We start from the raw sequence: 19,287 nt of genomic DNA, 5'->3' as shown, positions 1-19,287 counted from the left end.
GGCTACGGCGTGGCCGTCCGGCCGCCGAAGGTGACGACGAGGTGCCCGTCCGAGGCGAAGTACCAGCCGAGGGAGCCGGCGTAGGACCCGCAGCGGGAGCCGTTGGAGCCGGTCCAGAACTGGTTGGAGCCGTCCGCGTTGCCGGCGGTCTTGTCGTTCGACCCGTCGCCGTCGAAGCGGCAGGAGGTGTTGTTCCGGAAGACGGAGCTGCCCGCGTCGAAGGAGAAGTTGCGTTCCTCGTTGTCGATGCTGACGTTGTCCGAGATCGTCATCGAGCCGGGGTTCCGGTTGTAGGTGAACCCGTGGTGGCCGTTGCCGACGGCGAAGGACCGCCGGACGACGTGGTCGACCGGGATGTCCTCGCCGCCGAGCTTGTAGCCGTTGCGGTCGCCGTTCCCGGCCTGTCCGCCGTTGCTGAGCGTGCCGTTGCCGAAGGACAGGGAGTCCTCGATGGTGACGGCGCCGATCGGGCCCGTCTCGTCCTTGGTGTAGAGGTCCCAGCCGTCGTCGATGTTGTTGTGGGACACGTCGTAGCGGAAGACGTTCCCGGGGCCGGAGGTCAGCTTGGCGGCGAACCCGTCGGCGTCCTCGCCGTCGGAGTCGGCGTTGTCGTGCGACTCCGAGCTCAGGATGAGGTTGTTGGACGGCCACTGGCTCTGCGGGGTGTCGGAGCTTCTGCGCGAGAGCTGGAGCCCGGTGTCGCGGTTGAAGCGCGTCACCGCGCGCTCGATGACGTTGTTGCTGCCGCTGACGAAGATGCCGTTGTCGCCGGCGTGCTCGACGACGATGCCGTACACGTGCCAGTACGACCCGTTGACCGCGAGCCCGCGGTTGGCGGAGTCCTCGCTCATGGCCGAGAAGTTCAGGACGGGCGTCTCGCCCGGGTAGGCCGACAGCCGCGTGCGGGCGCCGGAGGTGCCGCCGCTGCCCTGCGGGATGGTGATCGTCTGCGAGTAGCGGTACGTCCCGCCGCGCATGTAGATGGTGCCGCCGGGGGCGATCCGGCCGATCGCCGAGGTGAGCGTCGTCGGGTCCGACTGCGTCCCGGACGCTCCGTCGCTGCCGTTGGGCGCCACGTAGAGCACGTCGCCGCCGGGCGGCTGGGTGTCGCCGCCGTCCGTCTCGGCGTCGATGTAGTCGATGTTGGGCAGCCCGTTCGCGGTGGTGGGCGTGAACCGGACGGTGTTGCCGCCCGCGTGCACCGGCACCGTGAGGGTCTTCGTCGCCCAGGTGTCCCACGAGCCGGTGCTCTCGAACGACGCGGACCCGGTCGCGGACCCGTTCACCGTGACGTCCGCGGGCCGCGCGGTGCCGGTGCCGTTGGCGAACCGGACCCTTAAGGTCGCCGTGCCCGCGGCCGGGGCGTTCACTGTGAACTGGGCGTAGGCGCCGACCTCGTTGTCGCCGTTGCAGAACCCGCGGCCGGAGTAGCCGCCGTGGTCGGAGTCGATGGTCCCGCTGCACACCGCCGGGGGCTCCCCGGCCTCGTACCGGACGGTGTCGGCCTGCGCCGCGTTTCCGGTCAGCGCGACGAGCGCGCCCGCCAGCAGGGTGCCGCAGGCGATGAAGGATGTCCTTTGCATTGTCGTCTCCAAGCTCGGTCGGCTTGGCCGACCCAGATTTCGGGGGAAAGGCGCGGCGGAGAACTCGCGGGGGCGGCGATGGTCGGGTCACCGGCGCATTCCGCCGCATCGGATCGCTGTTCCTGGGTGGTTTCCGGCGGGGGCGGCGGGGCTCGCCGGCGGGGGAGCGGGCGCATGGCTGGGGCCCTTCTGTGGCGGCTGCGGCTGCGGCGATGCGGCCGCTTCGTGGCGGGGGGCGGACCGGACGGGTCGGCGGTCCGGTGCTAAAGAAAGCGCTTTCTCACACGGTAGGCGTTCACCCGGAACGCGTCAATGAACCTGCCGTTCTTTCATATGGCCGGCGGGGGAGAATTGCGCGGCGGTTTCGCTGAGCCAGCTGAAGGCCGCGTCCTGCATGGGCCGGTCGAATTGGTGGGCGGTGTCGAAGAATGCGCCGGTGTAATGGCCGGGCGCATTCCGGTAGGCCGCGGTGATCTGGCGGTGGGCGCGCCGCATGCCCTCGGCGGGGAAGAGGGGGTCCGCGGTCGCGTAGAGGACCATGAGCGGTGCGGGGGCGCGGGCCGCGACCACGCCGGGCCAGTCGGCCAGGCGGGTCAGGCCGGGCGGGAACAGCATCCAGGAGTGCGCGGCCACGTGCTCGTCGCGGAAGTCCCGGAAGGACGCGACCATCGCCGCCACCGCGACCGCGGCGATCCCGGGGTCGAGCGCGCCCAGCAGCGCGGCGCGCGCCCCGCCGCCCGACAGGCCGATCGCGCTGACGGACCCGATGTCGGGCCGGGAGCGCAGGTAGGCGGCGGCCGCGAGGTCCTCCGAGGCGAGGACGCCCGCGAACGAGGTGCCCAGCAGCGCGCAGGACTTCGCCAGGACGTGCTCGTGGTCGCGGGCGGCCCGGTCGTAGCGGTCCGGGTCGCCGCCGGTCCCGGCCAGCGGGAAGCGGCGGCTGCCCCAGGCGAACACGTCGTGGGCGAGCACCGCGAAGCCGCGGCGGGCCAGCTCGCCCGCGTAGGCGCGGCGGCCGTAGAGCGCGGCGCGCAGCCGGACGATCTCCGCGACCGGCGGCTCCGGCCCGTCGGCGATCTTGTCCTTGCCCGCCCACTTCATCCCCGCGTGGCAGTGCATCGCGACGACCCCCGGCAGCGGGCCCGCGGCGTCCTCCGGGCGGAGCAGGTAGGCGCGGGTGCGCGGGCCGAACCCGACCGTCCAGGACAGCTCCTCTCCAGCCAGCCCCGCATCGGTCCAGCGGCGCTCGACCCGGACGTCGCGGGCGCTCAGCTCCAGGACGCCCAGCGCGTCGCGGAGCCGCTCGGGCAGGCCGGGCCCCGGCGGCGGGAACAGGCCCAGGTCGCGTGCGGCGATCTCCGCCAGGCCTGCGAACTCGCCGAGCATCAGCCCGCCCTCCTGGTCCCGCCGGCGGTGAGGGCGACGGGGGCGCCGGTCGCCGCCGACAGGTTCGCGGACACGCCGATCATCACGCTCGCGACCCCCGCGCGGTACCCGGCCCGGCGGGCCAGCGGATCCTCCGAGGGGCCGCGGAACACGTCGTCGAGCAGCAGCGCGTCGCCGCCGCCGTGCGCTCCGGCGCCCCGCTCGACCGGGACCTCCTCCGGCCTCTCCCAGTGCCGCTGCAGCACCAGCCGCTCGGACGCGCCCTCGGCGTGCTCCTTCCCCGACGCGGTCGGGTCGATCGCGGCGTGCGGCGGTGTCCACGCCCGCTCGACGACGTCCAGCTCCAGCCGTCCCGCGGTGCCGTTGAACAGCACCCGGTACCCTTCGGCGGGCGCGTGGGCGTTGAGCGAGTAGGTGAGCAGCGCGCCGCGCTCGTACCGGACGAGGACCGCCATGTTGTCGTCGATCGTCACGCCCTCGCCGAACACGTCCTGGTCGCGGATGTAGCCGTCCTCGTGCTCGGCGTCCAGGTAGAGGCGCTTCAGCCGGGGGTCGGCGGACATGTCCAGCAGGAACGGGTCCGTGCCGAGCCCCGGAGCGTCGAACGCCCGCGCGGGACGGGCGGCGAGCCCGCGCGCCCGGGCGTTGCCGGCGCCGTAGAAGCGCAGGGACGCCTGGGCGTAGACGGACGCGGCCGCGTCGTCGATCCACCAGTTGACCAGGTCGAAGTGGTGGGTGGCCTTGTGCACCAGCAGGCCGCCCGAGTTCGCCCTGTCCCGGTGCCAGCGGCGGAAGTAGTCGGCGCCGTGGATGGTGTCGAGCGCCCACGAGAAGTGCACGGAGGTGACGTCGCCGATCGCGCCGTTCATGATGAGCCGGCGGACGGCGCTGTTGCGGGGCGAGTAGCGGTAGTTGAAGGTGACGATCAGCCTGCCGGCGCTCCGCTCGGCCGCGGCGGCGATCGCCGCGCAGTCCTCGGCGGTGGTGCACAGCGGCTTCTCGACGATGACGTCCTTGCCCGCGTCGAGGGCCTCGACCACGTAGCGGGCGTGCGCGGCGTCGACGGTGGCGACCACGACCGCGTCGGCGAGCCCGAGCATCGCGCCGAAGTCCTCGGGCGCGAAGCACGGCACCTCGCGGCCGATCAGGTCCAGGTAGTAGCGCAGCCGCGTCCGGTTGGGGTCGCAGAGCGCGGCGATCTCGCCGGTGTCGCTCCACGCGCCGAGCAGCGCGTCGACGTACATCTGCGCCCGGTGGCCGAGCCCGACGAAGGCGTATCGCATGGGGGACTCCTGAGAGCGGGGGTGGCGCCGTGCGGCCCGGCCGTCTTCACGGGCCGCACGGCTCGTCGCGGGTTCGCCTGCGACGGGGCCTCTACTGGGACAGCGCGCCGTTGGCCTCGGTCAGGAAGGTCTTGGCCGCCTCGTCGGGCTGCGCCTTGCCGAACAGCACCGAGTCGGTGGCGCGCTTGAGGATGTCCTCCATCTCCATCGCGCCCTTCGGCGGGACGACGATCGGGCTGAGGTCGCTCTTGATCGAGTCCATGAACTCCAGCACCTTCTGGTCGGCCGGGGACAGCTTGCCCTTGATCGCGGCGATGACCTCGGCGTTGGTCGGCAGGCCCCGGTCGCTGAGCAGGATCGCGCCGGCGGCGGGGTCGTTGACCAGGAAGTCGACGAACTTCTGGGCGGCCTCCGCCCGCTCGGTCTTGGCCGAGATCGTGTAGTACATGGCCGGCTGCAGGAACATGCCGGAGGCGGTGGCGCCCGGCGCCTTCGGCATGCGCAGCAGGTCGAGGTCCTGGCCGGAGCCCTTGGTCAGCGCGTCGAGCTGGTTGCTCCACCAGCTCCCGAAAGCGCTTTCGTTGGTGGCGAGCAGCGCCTGGTCGACCTTGGTGCCGGTCTCCAGCATCTCGGCCGCGCTGGGCCCCGCCTTGGTGTCGATGATCTTCTGCAGGAGCGCCCACCAGTCCTTGATGGTCTGCTCGGAGAGGGCGACCTTGCCGCCGGAGTAGAACTGCTCACCGCGCTGCGCGGCGTAGATCTGCAGGAACGCGGGGTTCTCGTTGTACTCGGTGCCCCAGACCTTGCCGCCGCTCTTCTCGGTCACCTTCTGGGACGTCTCGATGTAGTCGTCCCACGTCCACGTCTTGTCGTCCGGTACCTTCTGGCCGTACTTCTTCAGGGTCGCCGTGTTGACGATCATCGGGAACGCGTTGACGCCGGTGGGGATCGCGAACTGCTTGCCGTCGACCTGGCCGGCCTTGATGACGCCCTGGTCGAGGCCGGCGGTGTTCACCTTCCCGTTCATGTCGGCGAGCATGCCGCGGCCCGCGTACTCGGCCAGCCCGCGGATCTCGATCGTCATGACGTCCGGCGCGTCGCCCGCAGCGGCCTTGGTGGCCAGCTTCTCGTAGTAGCTGTCCCAGTCGGAGAAGTCGCCTTCGACGTCGATCGAGGGGTTCTTCCGCTCGAACTCGGCGATGGCCGCCTCGGTCAGCTTCTGCCGGGAGTCGCTGCCCCAGTAGGAGAAGACGACCTTCGTCTTGCCGCCCGACTCGCCGTCGTCGCCGCTGCCGCACGCGGTGGCCGACACCGCGAGCAGGGTGGCGGCCGCGGCCGCCAGAATGCGCTTCATCTGTTGTACCTCCGGGGGACGGGAATGGGGGAGGAGGGGTTCGGGGGATTCGGTTCCTATTTGAGGCCGGTGGTCGCCACACCGCGGACGAGGTATTTCTGGCCGGCCAGGAAGAAACCGAAGATCGGGCCGAGCGAGATGATCGACATCGCGAACATCGGCCCCCAGGAGGAGTCGCCGCTGGAGTCCATGAACTGGCGCAGCGCGACCGGGGCCGTGAGTTTGTCGGAATTGGTCAGGTAGAGGTTCTGGGTGAAGAAGTCGTTCCACGTCCAGATGAACGTGAAGATCGCCGTGGTGGCCAGCGCCGGGACGCAGAGCGGCATCACCACCTGGAGGAACGTGCGGAAGTGCCCCGCGCCGTCGATGGCCGCCGCCTCGTCCAGCTCCCGGGGGAGGGTGCGGATGAACTGCACCATCAGGAAGATGAAGAACGCGTCGGTCGCCAGGAACTTGGGCACGACGATCGGCCAGATCGTGTTGATCCAGTCGATCTTGCTGAACGCGATGTACTGCGGCACGACCGTCACGTGGTGCGGCAGCATGATCGAGATGAGCATGACGGCGAACCAGAGCCTCTTCAGCGGGAACTCCAGCCGCGCGAACGCGTAGGCCGCGAGCGAGCAGGCGGCCAGGTTGCCGACGACCGCGAGGGACGTGATGACCGCGGAGTTCCACAGGTAGTAGCCGAAGGAGTGCTTGAGCGCGTCCCAGCCGCCGGAGTAGTTCGCGCCGGTCACCTCCGTCGGGACGAGCCCGGGCTCCCGGAAGATCAGCTCCTCCGGCTTGACCGAGCTGGAGACCATCCAGAGCAGCGGGTAGAGCATGAACAGCCCGAACACGATCAGCAGGGCGTGCTTGGTCAGCCGCGAGGCGGGCCGGAACAGCACCGGCACGCGCTTACTTGTCGTCGCCATAGAAGACCCAGAATCGAGACATGAGGAAGTTGACGGCGGTGAGGGCCCCGATGATGAGCAGGAGCACCCACGCCATGGCGGCCGCGTATCCCATCTCGTAGTTCTTGAAGCCCTTGAGGTAGAGGTAGAGCGTGTAGAAGAGGGTCGAGTCGACCGGTCCGCCGTTGCCGCCGCTGACGACGAACGACTGCGTGAACGACTGGAACGACTTGATGACCTCCAGCACCGCGTTGAAGAAGATGATCGGCGTGAGCAGCGGCAGCGTGATCGACCGGAACTGCCGGATCCGGCCGGCGCCGTCCACCCGCGCCGCCTCGTAGAGGTTCTGCGGGATCTGCCGCAGCCCGGCGAGGAAGATGACCATCGGCGCGCCGAACGTCCAGACGTGCAGCACGATCAGCGTCCACAGCGCGGTGTCGGGGCTGGTGACCCAGCCCTGGCCGGTGTAGCCGAACCAGCCGAGGAACGTGTTGACGATCCCGTCCGTACCGAAGATCTTCTTCCACAGGATCGAGATCGCCACGCTGCCGCCGAGCAGCGAGGGCAGGTAGAAGACCGACCGGTAGAACGACAGCCCGCGCAGCCCCTTGTCCAGCGCCAGCGCCAGCCCGAGCGCGAACGCCAGCTGCAGCGGGACCGAGACCACGACGTAGGTGGTCGTGACCTTCAGGGAGTTCATGTAGCGGTCGTCGGCCGTGAACATCTTGTCGTAGTTGTCCAGGCCGACCCAGTGGGCCTCGCTCAGCAGGCTGTAGTCGGTGAACGACAGGTACAGCGAGGCGATCATCGGGCCGAGCGTGATGGCGAACAGGCCGATGAACCAGGGGGCCAGGAACAGGTAGCCGGCCCACGCCTGCGAGCGGGCGCGGGAGCTCTTCCGGCGGGCGGTGCGGCGCGCGGCCGTCCGCACGGGGGGCGCGGCCGCGGGCTCGGCCGTACCCGTCACCGTGTCCGCCGCGGCGGGCCTCGACGTCATCACTGGCCCTTCGGTGAGTGGTAGCTGGTTTGAGATAGCGCTTTCTTAGCGCGAAGCCGGAGATGTCGTCAACCCTTTGCAGTGAGATTCCTCACTGACCGAGGGTGCCCGTTTCCGTGTATTTCGAGGTCAGGGCACGAGTCGAGGCCGGAGCCCAATCTGGCTGGCTCCGGCCCCGCTGCTTGTTACTACAACCGTTTGCAGTCGCTCAGGAGAGGCTGAACCGGTACTCCGTGGTCGAGGCGTACTCCTCGCCGGGGCGCAGGACCGCGGACGGGAAGTCCGGCCGGTTCGGCGCGTCGGGGAAGCGCTGGGTCTCCAGGCACAGCCCCGCGAACGGCCCGTACGGGGTGGCGCCGGCGTCCAGCATGTGGCCGGTGTAGAACTGGACGCCCGGCTCGGTGGTGGTGACCTCCATCGAGCGCCCGCTGCCGGGATCGGTGACCGTGGCCCGGCCCTGGAGGACGTAGCAGTGGTCGTAGCGGCCGCCGAGCCGCGCGCCGACCTCCGTGGGGACGGTGAAGTCGAACGGCGTCCCGGCGACCGGCGCGAGCTCGCCCGTGGGGATCTTCCCCTCGTCCACCGGCAGGTACCGGTCGGCCTCCAGCATCACCACGTGACCTCGTACGTCGCCGGAGCCGGCCAGGTTGAAGTAGGAGTGGTTGGTCAGGTTGACCACGGTCGGGGCGTCGGTGGTGGCCCGGTACTCCAGCCGCAGCGCGTCGCCGTCCAGCAGGTACCGGACGCTCGCCGTCAGCGTCCCGGGGTAGCCCTCGTCGCCGTCCGGGCTCACCAGGCTCAGCAGCAGCTCCGCCGGGCCCGCCGGCTCGGCCCGCCACACCCGCTTGTCGAAGCCGCGGACGCCGCCGTGCAGGCTGTTCTCGCCGTCGTTGACCGGGAGGCGGTACTCGGTGCCGTCGAGGGTGAACCTGCCGCGGGCGATGCGGTTGCCGTACCTGCCGACGACGGCGCCGAAGTAGCGGCTGCGGGTCAGGTAGTCGTCCAGCGTGTCGAGGCCGAGCACGACGTTCGCGCCGTCGGCCAGCTCCAGCCGCTGGACGGTGGCGCCGTAGGTGAGGACCGCGACGCGCAGCCGCCCGTTGTCGAGCACGTGCCGTTCGACCTTCTCGCCTTCCGGGGTGGCGCCGAACGCGATGTCGGGACTGGTCATGGAAGTCCTTTCGGGGGAGCGGTGGACTCGCGGACCACCAGGTGCGTCTCCAGCACGGTGGCCGCACTCATCGATTTGATGAGCAGATCGACGGCCATGCGCCCGGCGTCGGCGGTGGGCATGGCGACAGTGGTGAGCTTGGGCCGGTACAGGCGCCCGGTGATGGAGCCGTCGATGCCGATCACGCTGATGTCGTCCGGCACCGCGACGCCCATCTCGTCCAGCCCTTCGATGAGGCCGATGGCGACGAGGTCGTTGTAGGCGAGCACGCCGGTCACGCCGGCGGCGGCCACCCGCCCGGCGACGGCGACGCCGCCCTCCTCGGTGGGCGCGTTGGGGCCGATGACGACCGTTTCGAGACCGGGCACGTCGGTGACGGCCCTGCGGATCTCGCCGCTGGTCCAGGAGCCGGACGGCCCCGACACGAGCGCGACGCGCCGGTGGCCGAGCCCGGCGAGGTGCTCCATCGCGGTGCGCGCGCCGCGGGCGACGTCCATGACGACGGTCGTCACGCCGCGGAGCCGCCGGTTGACCAGCACGAACGGTATCGTCTCGACCAGCCGCTCCAGCGCCTTGTTGGACGATCTGGGACTGCACAGCACGATGCCGTCCACCTGCTTGGAGAAGGCCATGACGAGCTCCTCCTCCTTGGCGGGGTCCTCGTCGGTGTCGGCGACGAACAGGTGGTAGTCCTGGGCGCGGGCGGCGGCCTGCGCCGCCTTGATCAGCGGCGGGAAGAACGGGTTGGCGAGATCGGCCACGATCAGCCCGAGGTTGTCGGTCCGGCCCGTGGTGAGCGACCGCGCCGCCCGGTTCGGCCGGTAGCCGAGCCGCTCGGCCACCGCCAGCACCCGGGTCCGCGTTTCGGCGTTCACCATGTGCGGCGCGGAGAACGTCCGCGACACCGTGGACACATGCACGCCGCACGCGTGCGCGACGTCCCGGATAGTCACTGCCATGGCGACAAGCTTAACGCAACCGTTTGCACGTTCGGAGTGATCATTCACGTCATTTCTGCTGGTCGTACAAGGCTCACTTGACGGGGCGGGGATGCTGGCGCAATCGTTACTGCAACTGGTTGCAGCGAGCTGAGGAGTCCATGCGGTGAGCAGAGTGCTCGTCACCGGAAGCGCGGGCCGACTGGGCCGGAGCGTCGTCACCACCCTGGCGGCGGCCGGACACGAGGTGATCGGCGTCGACAGCGCCCCCGGCACCCCGCGGGAGGCCGCCGAGGCGCTGCCGGCCGACCTGACCGATCTCGGCGAGGCGCACTCGGCGCTCACCCGGTTCCGGCCGGAGGCGGTGGTGCACCTCGCCGCGATCGCCGTCCCGTTCGGCCGGACGGACGCCACGACCTTCCGGGTCAATACGCAGCTGGCGTTCAACGTCTGCGCGGCCGCGGTGGCGCTGGAGGTGCCGAAGCTGGTCGTCGCGAGCAGCCCGACGGTGCTCGGCTACGGTGCGCCCGGCGGCTGGACGCCCGACTACCTGCCGCTGGACGAGGAGCACCCGCCGCGGCCCTGGAACGTCTACAGCCTGTCGAAGCTCGTCGCCGAGCAGACCGTGCAGACGTTCGCCCGCTCGGCGACCGGGACGCGGATGGCCGCGTTCCGGCCCTGCTTCGTCATCGCGCCCGAGGAGTGGGAGGGCGCGCCGACCCAGTCGGGGCACACCGTGCGCGAGCGGCTGGACCGGCCCGAGATCGGCGGCGTGTCGCTGTTCAACTACCTCGACGCCCGCGACGCCGGCGAGTTCATCGGCGCCCTCCTCGCCCAGCTCCCGGTGCTGGAGCGCAACGGCGAGGTGTTCTTCGCCGGGGCGGGGGACGCGCTGGCCCGCGAGCCGCTGGCCGAGCTGCTGCCCCGCTTCGTCCCCGGCACCGAGGAGGCCGCCGCCGCGCTCACCGGGACGTCCCCGGCGTTCTCGTCCGCCAAGGCCGAGCGGCTGCTCGGCTGGACCGCCAAGCGCAGCTGGCGCACCGAACTCGCCTGAGGGGCCGCGATGATGATCGAGGATCTGCGGGTGGAGCTGCGGTCGGTGCCGCTGGCGCGGCCGTGGGGGGCGGACGTCCAGCACAACCACGTCCTGCCGGTCACGCTCACGCTGGACGACGGGCGCTCCGGGACCGGGATCTCCTGGACTCCGCAGATCGGAGCGCACGCGGTCAAGGCGCTGCTGGAGCACGACGTCCGCGACGCGGTGATCGGGCTTCCGGCGCACCCGGGCGCCATCTGGGACGAGCTGTCGGCGCATCTCGGCGAGGCGGGGCGGTCCGGGATCGTCCCGATCGCGATGGCCGGGGTGGATCTCGCGCTGTGGGACCTGGAGTGCGGCGACCGCTCCCTGGTGGACGTCCTCGGCGCGAGGCGCGACAGCGTCCCGCTCTACGGCAGCGGCATCAACCTGCACTACCCGCTGGACGAGCTGACCGCCCAGGCGGAGCGGTGGGCCGCCGCCGGGTACCCCGCCGTCAAGATCAAGGTCGGCCGGCCCTCGCTCGCCGAGGACGTCGAGCGGGTCGCGGCCGTCCGGGAGGTCATCGGCCCGGACACGGCGCTGATGATCGACGCCAACCAGCGGTGGGACCTGCACCGGGCCCGGACCGCGCTGCGGGCGCTGGAGCGGTTCGACCTGTTCTGGGTCGAGGAGCCGCTGCCCGCCGACGACCTCGCCGCCCACGTCGAGCTGCGCCGGAGCATCGGCACGCCCGTCGCGGTCGGCGAGAACGTCGCGACCGTGCACGGCTTCCGCGACCTGCTGACGGCCGGGGCGTGCGACGTCGTCCAGCCGAACGTGGTGCGGGTCGGCGGGATCACCCCGTTCCTGCGCGTCGCCGAACTCGCCCGCGCCTTCGACGTGCCGGTCTACCCGCATCTGCTGACCGAGCTGTCGGGGCAGCTGGCCCTCGCCCTGCACCATCCCGCGATGGTGGAGCACCCGGAGGACGCCACGCTCACCGACCTCGGGCTGCTCGCCGATCCGCCCCCGGTCGAGCTGGCCGGCGCGGAGCTGCGGGCGACGGGCGCGCCGACGAGGTGGTCGCGGTGAGGCCGGTGAGGGTCGTGGTCGCCGGGGTGCACGGCTACGGGCGCAACCACCTGGAGAACGTCCGGCGGCTGGCGGCGGCGGGCCGCGCCGAGCTGGCCGGGGTGTGCGACGTCCGGCCGCCGTCCGGGCTGGGCGTGCCCGCCGCGGCGGACCTCCCGTCGCTGATCAGGGAGACCGGCGCGGAGGTCGCGGTGATCGCCACCCCGATCCACACGCACGCGCCGCTGGCCGTGTCCGCGCTCCGGGCCGGGGCGCACGTGCTGCTGGAGAAGCCGCCCGCGCCGTCGGTCGCGGAGTTCGAGGCGATCTCCGCGGCGGCGGCCGAGACCGGGCTGGCCTGCCAGGTCGGCTTCCAGTCGCTCGGCTCGGCGGCGATCGCGGCCGCGCGGGAGGTGCTCGGCGAGCCGGTCCGCGCCATCGGGGTCGCGGGGGCGTGGACCCGCCCGTTCGGCTACTACACCCGCTCGGCCTGGGCGGGGCGCCGCCGGCTGGACGGCGTCGACGTCATGGACGGGGCCCTCACCAACCCGTTCGCCCACGCCGTGGCCTCCGCCCTGGCCGTCGCCGGAGCGGACACGGTCGACTCGATCGCCGGCGTGGAGCTGGAGCTGTACCGAGCCAACGCGATCGAGTCCGACGACACCTCCAGCGCCCGGCTCCGCCTCGCGGACGGCACCGTCGTCGCGATCACCGTCTCGCTGTGCTCCGGCCGGCGCACCGAGCCCTACCTCCACCTCCACGGCGAGACGCGTTCGGCGCGGCTGTTCTACACCCTCGACGAGATCGAGACCGACGACGGGGTGCGGACCGGCTACGGCCGCGCCGACCTGCTCGCCGACCTCCTCTCGCACGTCCGGGACGGCACGGAGCCGCTGGTGCCGCTCGCGCGCACGGGCGGCTTCACCCGGCTGCTCGACGCGATCCGGCTCGCCCCCGAACCGGAGCCGGTCGGCGGGCGGTTCGTCCGGGCGGAGCCGTCCCGGCTGGTCCTGCCCGGCATCGAGGGCCTGGTCGTCCGCGCGGCCGAAGACCTCAAGACCCTCTCCGAGCTGGGCTTCCCCGAGAGCCTCGGGACGGTGGACGCCCCGTGGCCGGAGACCGTCCTGCGCGCCGGCGCGCGGGAGGTCGCCGCCTACGTCCAGCGCGGGGACCTGCGGGCCACCGACGCGCCGCGGCCGCATCTGCACCCCGTCCGGACCCTCGGCGGGACGGTCGTCACCGAGGTCCAGCCGGACGACCACGTCCACCACTTCGGCGCGGGCGTCGCGATCTCCGACGTCGACGGCGTCAACTTCTGGGGCGGCTCCACCTACGTCCCCGGCGAGGGGCCGAAGATCCTCCCCAACCACGGGCGGCAGCGCCGCCGCGAGCTCCGGCCCGTCGACGGCGGCTACGCGGAGAGCCTCGACTGGACCGGCCCGGACGGCACCGTCCTGGCCGCCGAGGAGCGCACCCTGACCGCGCGTCCCGTCCCGGGCGGGTGGGCGCTGGACTTCGCCTTCACGCTGACCGGCCGGACCGGGCGGCCGCTCGTCATCCAGAGCTCGGCGTGCAAGGGCCGGGCCGGGGCGGGCTACGGCGGGTTCTTCTGGCGCGCGCCCAAGGACTCCTCCGGCCTCGCCGCCTTCACCGGCGAGGCGTCCGGAGAGAAGGCCGTGCACGGCAGCGTCACGCCCTGGCTGGCGCTGACCTCCGACGCTTGGAGCCTGCTGTTCGTCCAGACCGCCGGGCTCGACCCGTGGTTCGTGCGGGTCGCCGAATACCCCGGCGCCGGCCCCGCCCTGGCCTGGGACGAGCCCCTGACCGTCCCGGACCGCCTGCACCGGGCGGTCACGGTGGTCGTCGCCGACGGGCGGCTGACCCCCGACCGGGCGCGCGGCCTCGCCGCCGCGGCGACGGCCCTGCGCGACCGCGAACCCGGCGCGTTCCCCGAAGCCGGGGCGGGACCCTCGTCCCGCCCTGACCCGGTCACGCCAGGCGGGACTCGATGGCCTCGATGATGCGCGGGCGCAGCTCGGCGGCCGGGATGACGGCGTCGACCGAGCCGACCTCGACCGCGCGGCGGATGTCGTGCACGGCGTCGAACTCCGCGGCGACCTCGCCGAGCTTCTCCGCGCGCACCGACGAGCGGAGCTCGTCCAGCTCGGCGAGCAGCGCCGCCCGGTCCGGGCCGGTGGACGCCGCGACGCGGGCCTCCAGCTCGCGGACCCGCGGATCGGCCGCGGTTCGCGCGTCGACGTCCCGGGAGAACACCACCGCCGCGGCCGGGGCGCCGCCGAGCACCGAGGCGAACGACCCCTCCAGCGCCAGGACGGTCATGTTCGGGTTCAGCGCCTTGGAGAACACCACGAACGCGCCGCCGTGGTAGCGCGAGATCACGCAGAACACGATGGGCCCGCGGAAGTTCACGATCGCGCGGCCGATCTCGGCGCCGTACTCCAGCTGCAGCTTGCGCAGCGACTCCGGCGACCCGTCGAAGCCCGACAGGTTCGCCAGCACCACCAGCGGCCGGTTGCCGCTGGCCGCGTTGATCGCCCGCGCGGCCTTCTTGGACGACTGCGGGAACAGCGTCCCGGCGGTGTAGGAGTCGGGGCCGTCGGTGGGCGGGAAGCCGCGCCGCGGCACCGCGCGCGACTCGATGCCGAGCAGGCACACCGGCATGCCGCCGAGGTGGACGTCCTGCACGACCGCGGTCTCCGCGTCCGCCATGCCCGCCCAGCGCTCCAGCACCGGGTGGTCCTGGTCGGACAGCGCCCGCATCACGGTCCGGATGTCGAACGGCTTCTTGCGGTCCGGGTTGGCCTCGGCGGAGAAGATCTCGCCGACGGTGGTGAACTCGCTGCCCTCCACGGTGTGCGGGAAGTCGGAGATGTCGCGGTCGACGGGGTCGGCCGTCTCCGCGCGGCGCGGTGCGTCCTCGCCGGGTGCGACGTAGGTGTGGTCGTAGTGCGCCATCAGGATGTCCCGCGCGGCGACCAGGTTCGGCGCCCAGTACTGCGCCTGCCCGTTCGGGCCCATGACGCGGTCGTAGCCGCCGATGCCGAAGTTGTCCTCGGCCGACACGCCGCCGGAGAAGTCGAGCGACTGCTTGCCGGTGAGCACCATCGCCGAGTCCGGCGTCATCACGAGCACGCCCTTGGTGTGCATGAGCATCGTCGCCTCGGCGTTCCAGTACGGCTGCGCGCCGACGTTGATGCCCGCGACGACGACGTTGATCTCGCCGCCGTCCTGGGTGAACTCGACGATCCGCTTCAGCGCCGCCGCCACCCAGTCCATGTTCTCGGTGCCCGACTCCATCGAGATCCGGGCGCCGGCGGACAGGGCGTACCACTCCAGCGGCACCCCCATCCGCTCGGCCAGGTCCAGCGCGGCGATCACCCGGCGGCACTCCGGCTCCGACAGCGCGCCGAGCGCCTTCGTCGGGTCGCCGAGCAGCACGACCCGGGTGACGCCCTGCGGGTGCCGCCGGGTCCGGGTGGTGACGACGCCCGCGACGATCGCCGCGGTGTTGCGGCCCTTCGGCCGGTCGACCGGCACCAGCCGGCCGTCCTCGTCGAGGTCGTGCTCGGCGAAGTCGCCCAGCACCTCCGTCAGCTCGTACGGGTATACGGTGTTGCGGCTGCGGGCGCGCAGCACCTTCTGCCGGTAGCCGTCGACGGGCTCGACCGGCTCGTCGGACGGCTCCCCGACGCTCAGCGTGGTGCCGCCGGTGGCGTCGAAGGAGACCCGGACGGCGACCTTGGCCAGCTCGCCGGTCCGCGGGTCGCGCCGCCGCGCGATGAACTCGATCTCCTCCAGCCCGGCGCCCGCGGCCGTCGGCAGCATGCGCTCGGCGAGCATCTCCAGCTCCGCGCGGGTCAGGTCGCTCGGCGGCCAGACGTAGATCACGATGCGGTTGGTGGGCAGCCGCTTCTTCGACGGCCGCCGCTCCTGCGCGCGGCGGATCGAGTCCAGGCAGGTGGCGACGGTGAACTCGGCGGTCGGCAGGGTGCGCAGGTTGCCGTCGTGGTCGCGCAGCTCGGTCAGGTCGCGGATCTGCGAGAACGCGACGAGGCGCTCGTCGGACGGGTTGTCCCGCGCGGTGCACTGGTAGAGGTAGACCTCCTCGTCCGACGACGGCAGCCGGGTGAGGTCGAACTCGCGCAGCCGCTCCATCCGCATCCGCTCCGCGATGTGCGGGTGCAGGCCGCGGATCAGCCGCTCCTCGGCCATCCCGGCGGGGGACGGGCGGAACGTGAAGTGGTGGTGCATCACCGCGCCGCTGCTGCCCGCGACGGTGGCGGTGACGCGGCGCACCCGCTCCGGCAGCGGGTGCGCGGCGATGACCCGGTGCAGCGCGGCGGCCATCGCGTCGAAGTCGTCCGGCTGGTTCTCCCAGGAGAGGTAGATGTCGGCGTCGACGGAGTCCTTGCCGTCCGCGAGTTCGGCGAGTCCGCGCAGCGCCCCGCCGAACGCCTCGAAGCTCACCGCGGCGGACGCCAGGCACGAGCCGGCGCGCTCGGCGACGACGAACTCGCAGCCCCCGGCCTCGCGGGTGCGGACGCCGGTCAGGCCCTTGTTGCCGTAGTACCGGCGGGTCAGCACCTCCAGCATGACGGCGTTGTTCCAGTTGCCGCGGAAGAGCCGCTGGCCGAGGAGCCGCACCAGCGGCTCGGTGCTGCGCACCATCTCGGCGATGCGCTCGGCGCGGTCCGGCGCGTCGGGGTGCGCGTCCAGGTGGCGCAGGTGCCGGCGGACGTCGGCGTACACGCGGGCGCGGTTGCGGCGCAGCAGCGGCTGGGCGTACCAGGCGAACACCACGCCGCACGCCAGGTCGTAGACCACCGGGAAGCGGACCTGCGTCGCGGCGATCAGCCGCTCCAGCGCGAGGCCGGCGGGCTCGCGCAGCGCCTCCGCCGGCGGCGGCTCGCGCAGCCACGCGCGCAGCAGCGCGGTGACGACCGCGGCGTCCGCGGACGCGCGCTGCTGGGCGAGGAAGATCCGGAAGAGCGCGGCCTCCAGCTCGGGGGTGCGGTCCAGGCCGGTGACGCCGTAGTGGCCGAGCGCCGTCTCCAGCCTGGCCCGGAACGCCGGCGGCAGCCCGGCCCGCTCGGCGTCCAGGCTCTGCAGGTAGGCGTGGAAGTGCTCGCGGGCGCTGTGCACGTGGCCGTCCGCGCCGTCGCCGCCGTCCCCGGCGCCCGCCGGGCGGTTGCGGCTCAGCTCGGCCAGGTCGGTGAACACCTCGATGAGCGCCAGCTCGGCGGCCAGCGGCCGGTGCCCGTCGGCGGCGGCGGCCTGCCGCGCGGCGAGGTAGTCGTCGAGGACCCGGCGCTCGTCGTGCGGGTCGACGTCGAAGCCGAGCAGCAGGCTGCGCAGATCCTCCTGGCCGCGCGCGGCGCGCCGCCGCGCCGGGACCGCGGCGGGCGCGGCGGGCAGGTCCAGCTCGACCGCGGGGCCGGACGCGGCGTCCTCGGCGCCGTCGTCGGCGAGCGGCTCCAGCCGCAGCAGCGGCGCGCCCGTCTCGACCTGGCTGCCCACCGACACGACGCATTCCTTGAGCCGCGCCCGGAACGGCGCCCGCAGCACCGTCTCCATCTTCATGCTCTCCAGCACCAGCACCGGCGCGCCCGCCTCGACCTCGGCGCCCGCCTCCAGCGGCGTCGCGACGACCAGCGCGGGCGCGGGGGAGCGGACGACGCCGCCCTCGTCCCGGCTGACCCGGTGCGTCACGCCGTCCACCTCGACCAGGTGGACCGGGCCGTGCGTGCCGGTGAGCAGCCGGTACCGGACGCCGTTGACGGTGATCTGCCCGCTGTACCGGTCGAAGCGGTCGAGCTCGACGTCGGCGGTGCGCACGTCCTCGCCCGCCTCGATGGCGACGCGGAACCGCTGCGCGCCGACCCGCGCCACCCGCACCCGGTAGCCGGCGCCGCGCAGCTTCAGGTCCAGCGGCCGGCCGCTCTCGTGCCGCACCTGCGGGCGCCCGCCGGACGCCGTGGCCAGCAGCCGCTGCCGGGCGGCGGCCTCGCCCTCCTCGTACGCCTCGATGGCGGCGGCGGCGAGCGCGACCGCGGAGTGCCGGTGGGAGACGAGGCCGCCCTCGGCGCGGACGCGGTCGATCCAGCCGGTGTCGGCGCTCGCGCCGACCACCTCGGGGCGGTCGAGCAGGTCGAGCACGAAGCTCTTGTTCGTCGCGCCGCCCTCGATGATCACGGTGGTCTGCGCCATCGCCCGGCGCAGCCGGCCGAGCGCCTCGTCCCGGTCCCGGCCGTGCGCGATGATCTTGGCGATCATCGAGTCGAAGTCGGCGGGGATGGTGTCGCCCTCCCGGACCCCGGTGTCCACCCGGATGCCCGGCCCGGCGGGCAGGTCCAGCCGGGCGATGCGGCCGGGTGCGGGCGCGAAGTCGCGGTCGGGGTCCTCGGCGTTCAGCCGGGCCTCGACGGCGTGCCCGCGCTCCACCGGCGGCTCGCCCTCCAGCCGGCCGCCGGCCGCCACGTGCAGCTGCGCCCGGACGAGGTCGAACCCGGTCGTGCACTCGGTGATCGGGTGCTCGACCTGCAGCCGGGTGTTGACCTCAAGGAACGCGAACAGCCGGTCGCCGGGGTGGTAGAGGAACTCGACGGTGGCCGCGCCCCGGTAGCCGACCGCGACGGCGAGCCGCTCGGCCGACGCCTTCAGCTCGGCGGCCTGCGCCGCGCTCAGCACCGGCGACGCCGACTCCTCGATGACCTTCTGGTTGCGGCGCTGCACCGAGCAGTCGCGCACGCCGAGCGCCCACGCGGTCTCGCCGTCCGCGATCACCTGGACCTCGACGTGCCGCGCGCCGGTGACCAGGCGCTCCAGGAACACGACGCCGCTGCCGAACGCCCGCGCGGCCTCCTGGCTGGTGCGCTCGTAGGCGTCCGCCAGCTCGGCCTCGGTGGTGATGACGCGGATGCCGCGCCCGCCGCCGCCCGCGGTCGCCTTCAGCATCAGCGGGTAGCCGATCCGGGCCGCCGCGTCGAGCGCCTCCTCCAGCGTGCCCACCGCGCCGCGGCTCCACGGCGCCACCGGCACGCCGACCTCCTCGGCGATCAGCTTCGCGCCGATCTTGTCGCCGAGCCGGCGCATGGCCTCGGCGCTCGGCCCGACGAACGTGACGCCGGTCTTCTCGCACAGCTCGGCGAACGCCGGGTCCTCGGCGACGAACCCCCAGCCGACCCACGCCGCGTCGGCCCCCGTCTCGGCCAGCGCGCGCTCCAGCACCTCCAGGTCGAGGTACGGCCGCGCCGACGCGGGACCGAGATCGTAGGACAGGTCGGCCTCGCGGACGAAGGTGGCGGTGCGGTCGACGTCGGTGTACAGCGCGACCGTCTCGATCCTCGCGCCGGTCTCGGCGGCGAGGTCCCGTACGGCGTGGATGAGCCGCATGGCGGCCTCACCGCGGTTGACGATGGCGACACGACTGAACACCCGACCGAGCCCTCCTGTAGACCACTGCACACCGCGGGACGGTGCCCCCCGACGGTGCAACCTTTCCGCCTACCGGCCCGTAGCGCCATGTCGCAGACATCGCACGCTGAGCGCCCGCAGTTGTGGGAAACCTGC

General features: G+C 72.7%; 12 protein-coding genes. 3 read left to right on the top strand and 9 right to left on the bottom strand.

What is annotated here, in order from left to right; translation table 11 throughout:
• Positions 1–2: 2 nt before the first annotated feature.
• From ABTW95_RS25500 to ABTW95_RS25465, 8 genes are all read right to left on the bottom strand, one after another.
• Positions 3–1,583, bottom strand: a complete 1,581-nt coding sequence (locus ABTW95_RS25500) for a right-handed parallel beta-helix repeat-containing protein (RefSeq protein WP_396446501.1) — start codon at positions 1,581–1,583, stop codon at positions 3–5.
• A gap of 309 nt (positions 1,584–1,892) precedes the next feature.
• Positions 1,893–2,969: a dienelactone hydrolase family protein gene (locus ABTW95_RS25495; RefSeq protein ID WP_396446500.1), complete on the bottom strand. Its 1,077-nt coding sequence runs from the start codon at positions 2,967–2,969 to the stop codon at positions 1,893–1,895.
• Positions 2,969–4,252 (bottom strand): Gfo/Idh/MocA family protein, encoded by a 1,284-nt coding sequence (locus ABTW95_RS25490; RefSeq protein WP_396446499.1) that lies wholly within the window; start codon positions 4,250–4,252, stop codon positions 2,969–2,971. Before ABTW95_RS25490 ends, ABTW95_RS25495 begins: the two co-directional genes overlap by 1 nt.
• Positions 4,253–4,343: 91 nt before the next feature.
• Entirely contained in the window at positions 4,344–5,606 is a 1,263-nt protein-coding gene (locus tag ABTW95_RS25485; protein WP_500227588.1) for an ABC transporter substrate-binding protein, read from the bottom strand.
• Positions 5,607–5,662: 56 nt separating this feature from the next.
• The gene (locus ABTW95_RS25480) at positions 5,663–6,523 is read right to left on the bottom strand and encodes a carbohydrate ABC transporter permease (RefSeq protein WP_396446497.1); all 861 of its coding nucleotides are present in this window, start codon (positions 6,521–6,523) and stop codon (positions 5,663–5,665) included.
• A complete protein-coding gene (locus ABTW95_RS25475; protein WP_396446496.1) occupies positions 6,507–7,499 on the bottom strand; it encodes a carbohydrate ABC transporter permease in 993 nt (330 codons plus the stop codon). The genes ABTW95_RS25480 and ABTW95_RS25475 overlap by 17 nt, the downstream gene beginning before the upstream one ends.
• Before the next feature lie 208 nt (positions 7,500–7,707).
• Complete coding sequence (locus tag ABTW95_RS25470) at positions 7,708–8,670, bottom strand: aldose epimerase family protein (RefSeq protein ID WP_396446494.1); 963 nt, start codon at positions 8,668–8,670, stop codon at positions 7,708–7,710.
• Positions 8,667–9,629, bottom strand: a complete 963-nt coding sequence (locus ABTW95_RS25465; RefSeq protein WP_396446492.1) for a LacI family DNA-binding transcriptional regulator — start codon at positions 9,627–9,629, stop codon at positions 8,667–8,669. Before ABTW95_RS25465 ends, ABTW95_RS25470 begins: the two co-directional genes overlap by 4 nt.
• A 145-nt stretch (positions 9,630–9,774) precedes the next feature.
• Between ABTW95_RS25465 and ABTW95_RS25460 the strand changes: the two genes are divergently transcribed.
• From ABTW95_RS25460 to ABTW95_RS25450, 3 genes are read left to right on the top strand one after another with little or no spacing between them, the layout of a single operon-like run.
• Positions 9,775–10,662 carry an NAD-dependent epimerase/dehydratase family protein gene (locus ABTW95_RS25460; RefSeq protein ID WP_500227587.1) on the top strand — a complete coding sequence of 296 codons (888 nt, stop codon included), beginning with the start codon at positions 9,775–9,777 and terminating at the stop codon, positions 10,660–10,662.
• A gap of 9 nt (positions 10,663–10,671) precedes the next feature.
• Positions 10,672–11,718: a mandelate racemase/muconate lactonizing enzyme family protein gene (locus ABTW95_RS25455; protein ID WP_396446490.1), complete on the top strand. Its 1,047-nt coding sequence runs from the start codon at positions 10,672–10,674 to the stop codon at positions 11,716–11,718.
• Positions 11,715–13,718, top strand: a complete 2,004-nt coding sequence (locus ABTW95_RS25450) for a DUF6807 family protein (protein WP_500227586.1) — start codon at positions 11,715–11,717, stop codon at positions 13,716–13,718. The genes ABTW95_RS25455 and ABTW95_RS25450 overlap by 4 nt, the downstream gene beginning before the upstream one ends.
• On the opposite strand, the gene ABTW95_RS25445 is transcribed toward ABTW95_RS25450, so the two are convergent.
• Entirely contained in the window at positions 13,687–19,152 is a 5,466-nt protein-coding gene (locus ABTW95_RS25445; RefSeq protein WP_500227585.1) for an ATP-binding protein, read from the bottom strand. The genes ABTW95_RS25450 and ABTW95_RS25445 overlap by 32 nt on opposite strands.
• Positions 19,153–19,287: the final 135 nt, after the last annotated feature.

The organism is Spirillospora sp. NPDC127506, from assembly GCF_040302145.1.
In the GTDB taxonomy this organism is placed as follows: domain Bacteria; phylum Actinomycetota; class Actinomycetes; order Streptosporangiales; family Streptosporangiaceae; genus Spirillospora.
Note: the sequence above shows the minus strand (reverse complement) of the source record. Positions and strands in the feature narration are given on the sequence as shown.

Excerpts from the sequence above, each read along its gene's own strand:
- ABTW95_RS25495 (WP_396446500.1), bottom strand. The coding sequence starts at position 2,969 with ATGCTCGGCGAGTTCGCAGGCCTGGCGGAGATCGCCGCACGCGACCTG.
- ABTW95_RS25500 (WP_396446501.1), bottom strand. The coding sequence starts at position 1,583 with ATGCAAAGGACATCCTTCATCGCCTGCGGCACCCTGCTGGCGGGCGCG.
- ABTW95_RS25455 (WP_396446490.1), top strand. The coding sequence starts at position 10,672 with ATGATGATCGAGGATCTGCGGGTGGAGCTGCGGTCGGTGCCGCTGGCG.
- ABTW95_RS25475 (WP_396446496.1), bottom strand. The coding sequence starts at position 7,499 with ATGACGTCGAGGCCCGCCGCGGCGGACACGGTGACGGGTACGGCCGAG.
- ABTW95_RS25485 (WP_500227588.1), bottom strand. The coding sequence starts at position 5,606 with ATGAAGCGCATTCTGGCGGCCGCGGCCGCCACCCTGCTCGCGGTGTCG.
- ABTW95_RS25480 (WP_396446497.1), bottom strand. The coding sequence starts at position 6,523 with ATGGCGACGACAAGTAAGCGCGTGCCGGTGCTGTTCCGGCCCGCCTCG.
- ABTW95_RS25490 (WP_396446499.1), bottom strand. The coding sequence starts at position 4,252 with ATGCGATACGCCTTCGTCGGGCTCGGCCACCGGGCGCAGATGTACGTC.
- ABTW95_RS25470 (WP_396446494.1), bottom strand. The coding sequence starts at position 8,670 with ATGACCAGTCCCGACATCGCGTTCGGCGCCACCCCGGAAGGCGAGAAG.
- ABTW95_RS25465 (WP_396446492.1), bottom strand. The coding sequence starts at position 9,629 with ATGGCAGTGACTATCCGGGACGTCGCGCACGCGTGCGGCGTGCATGTG.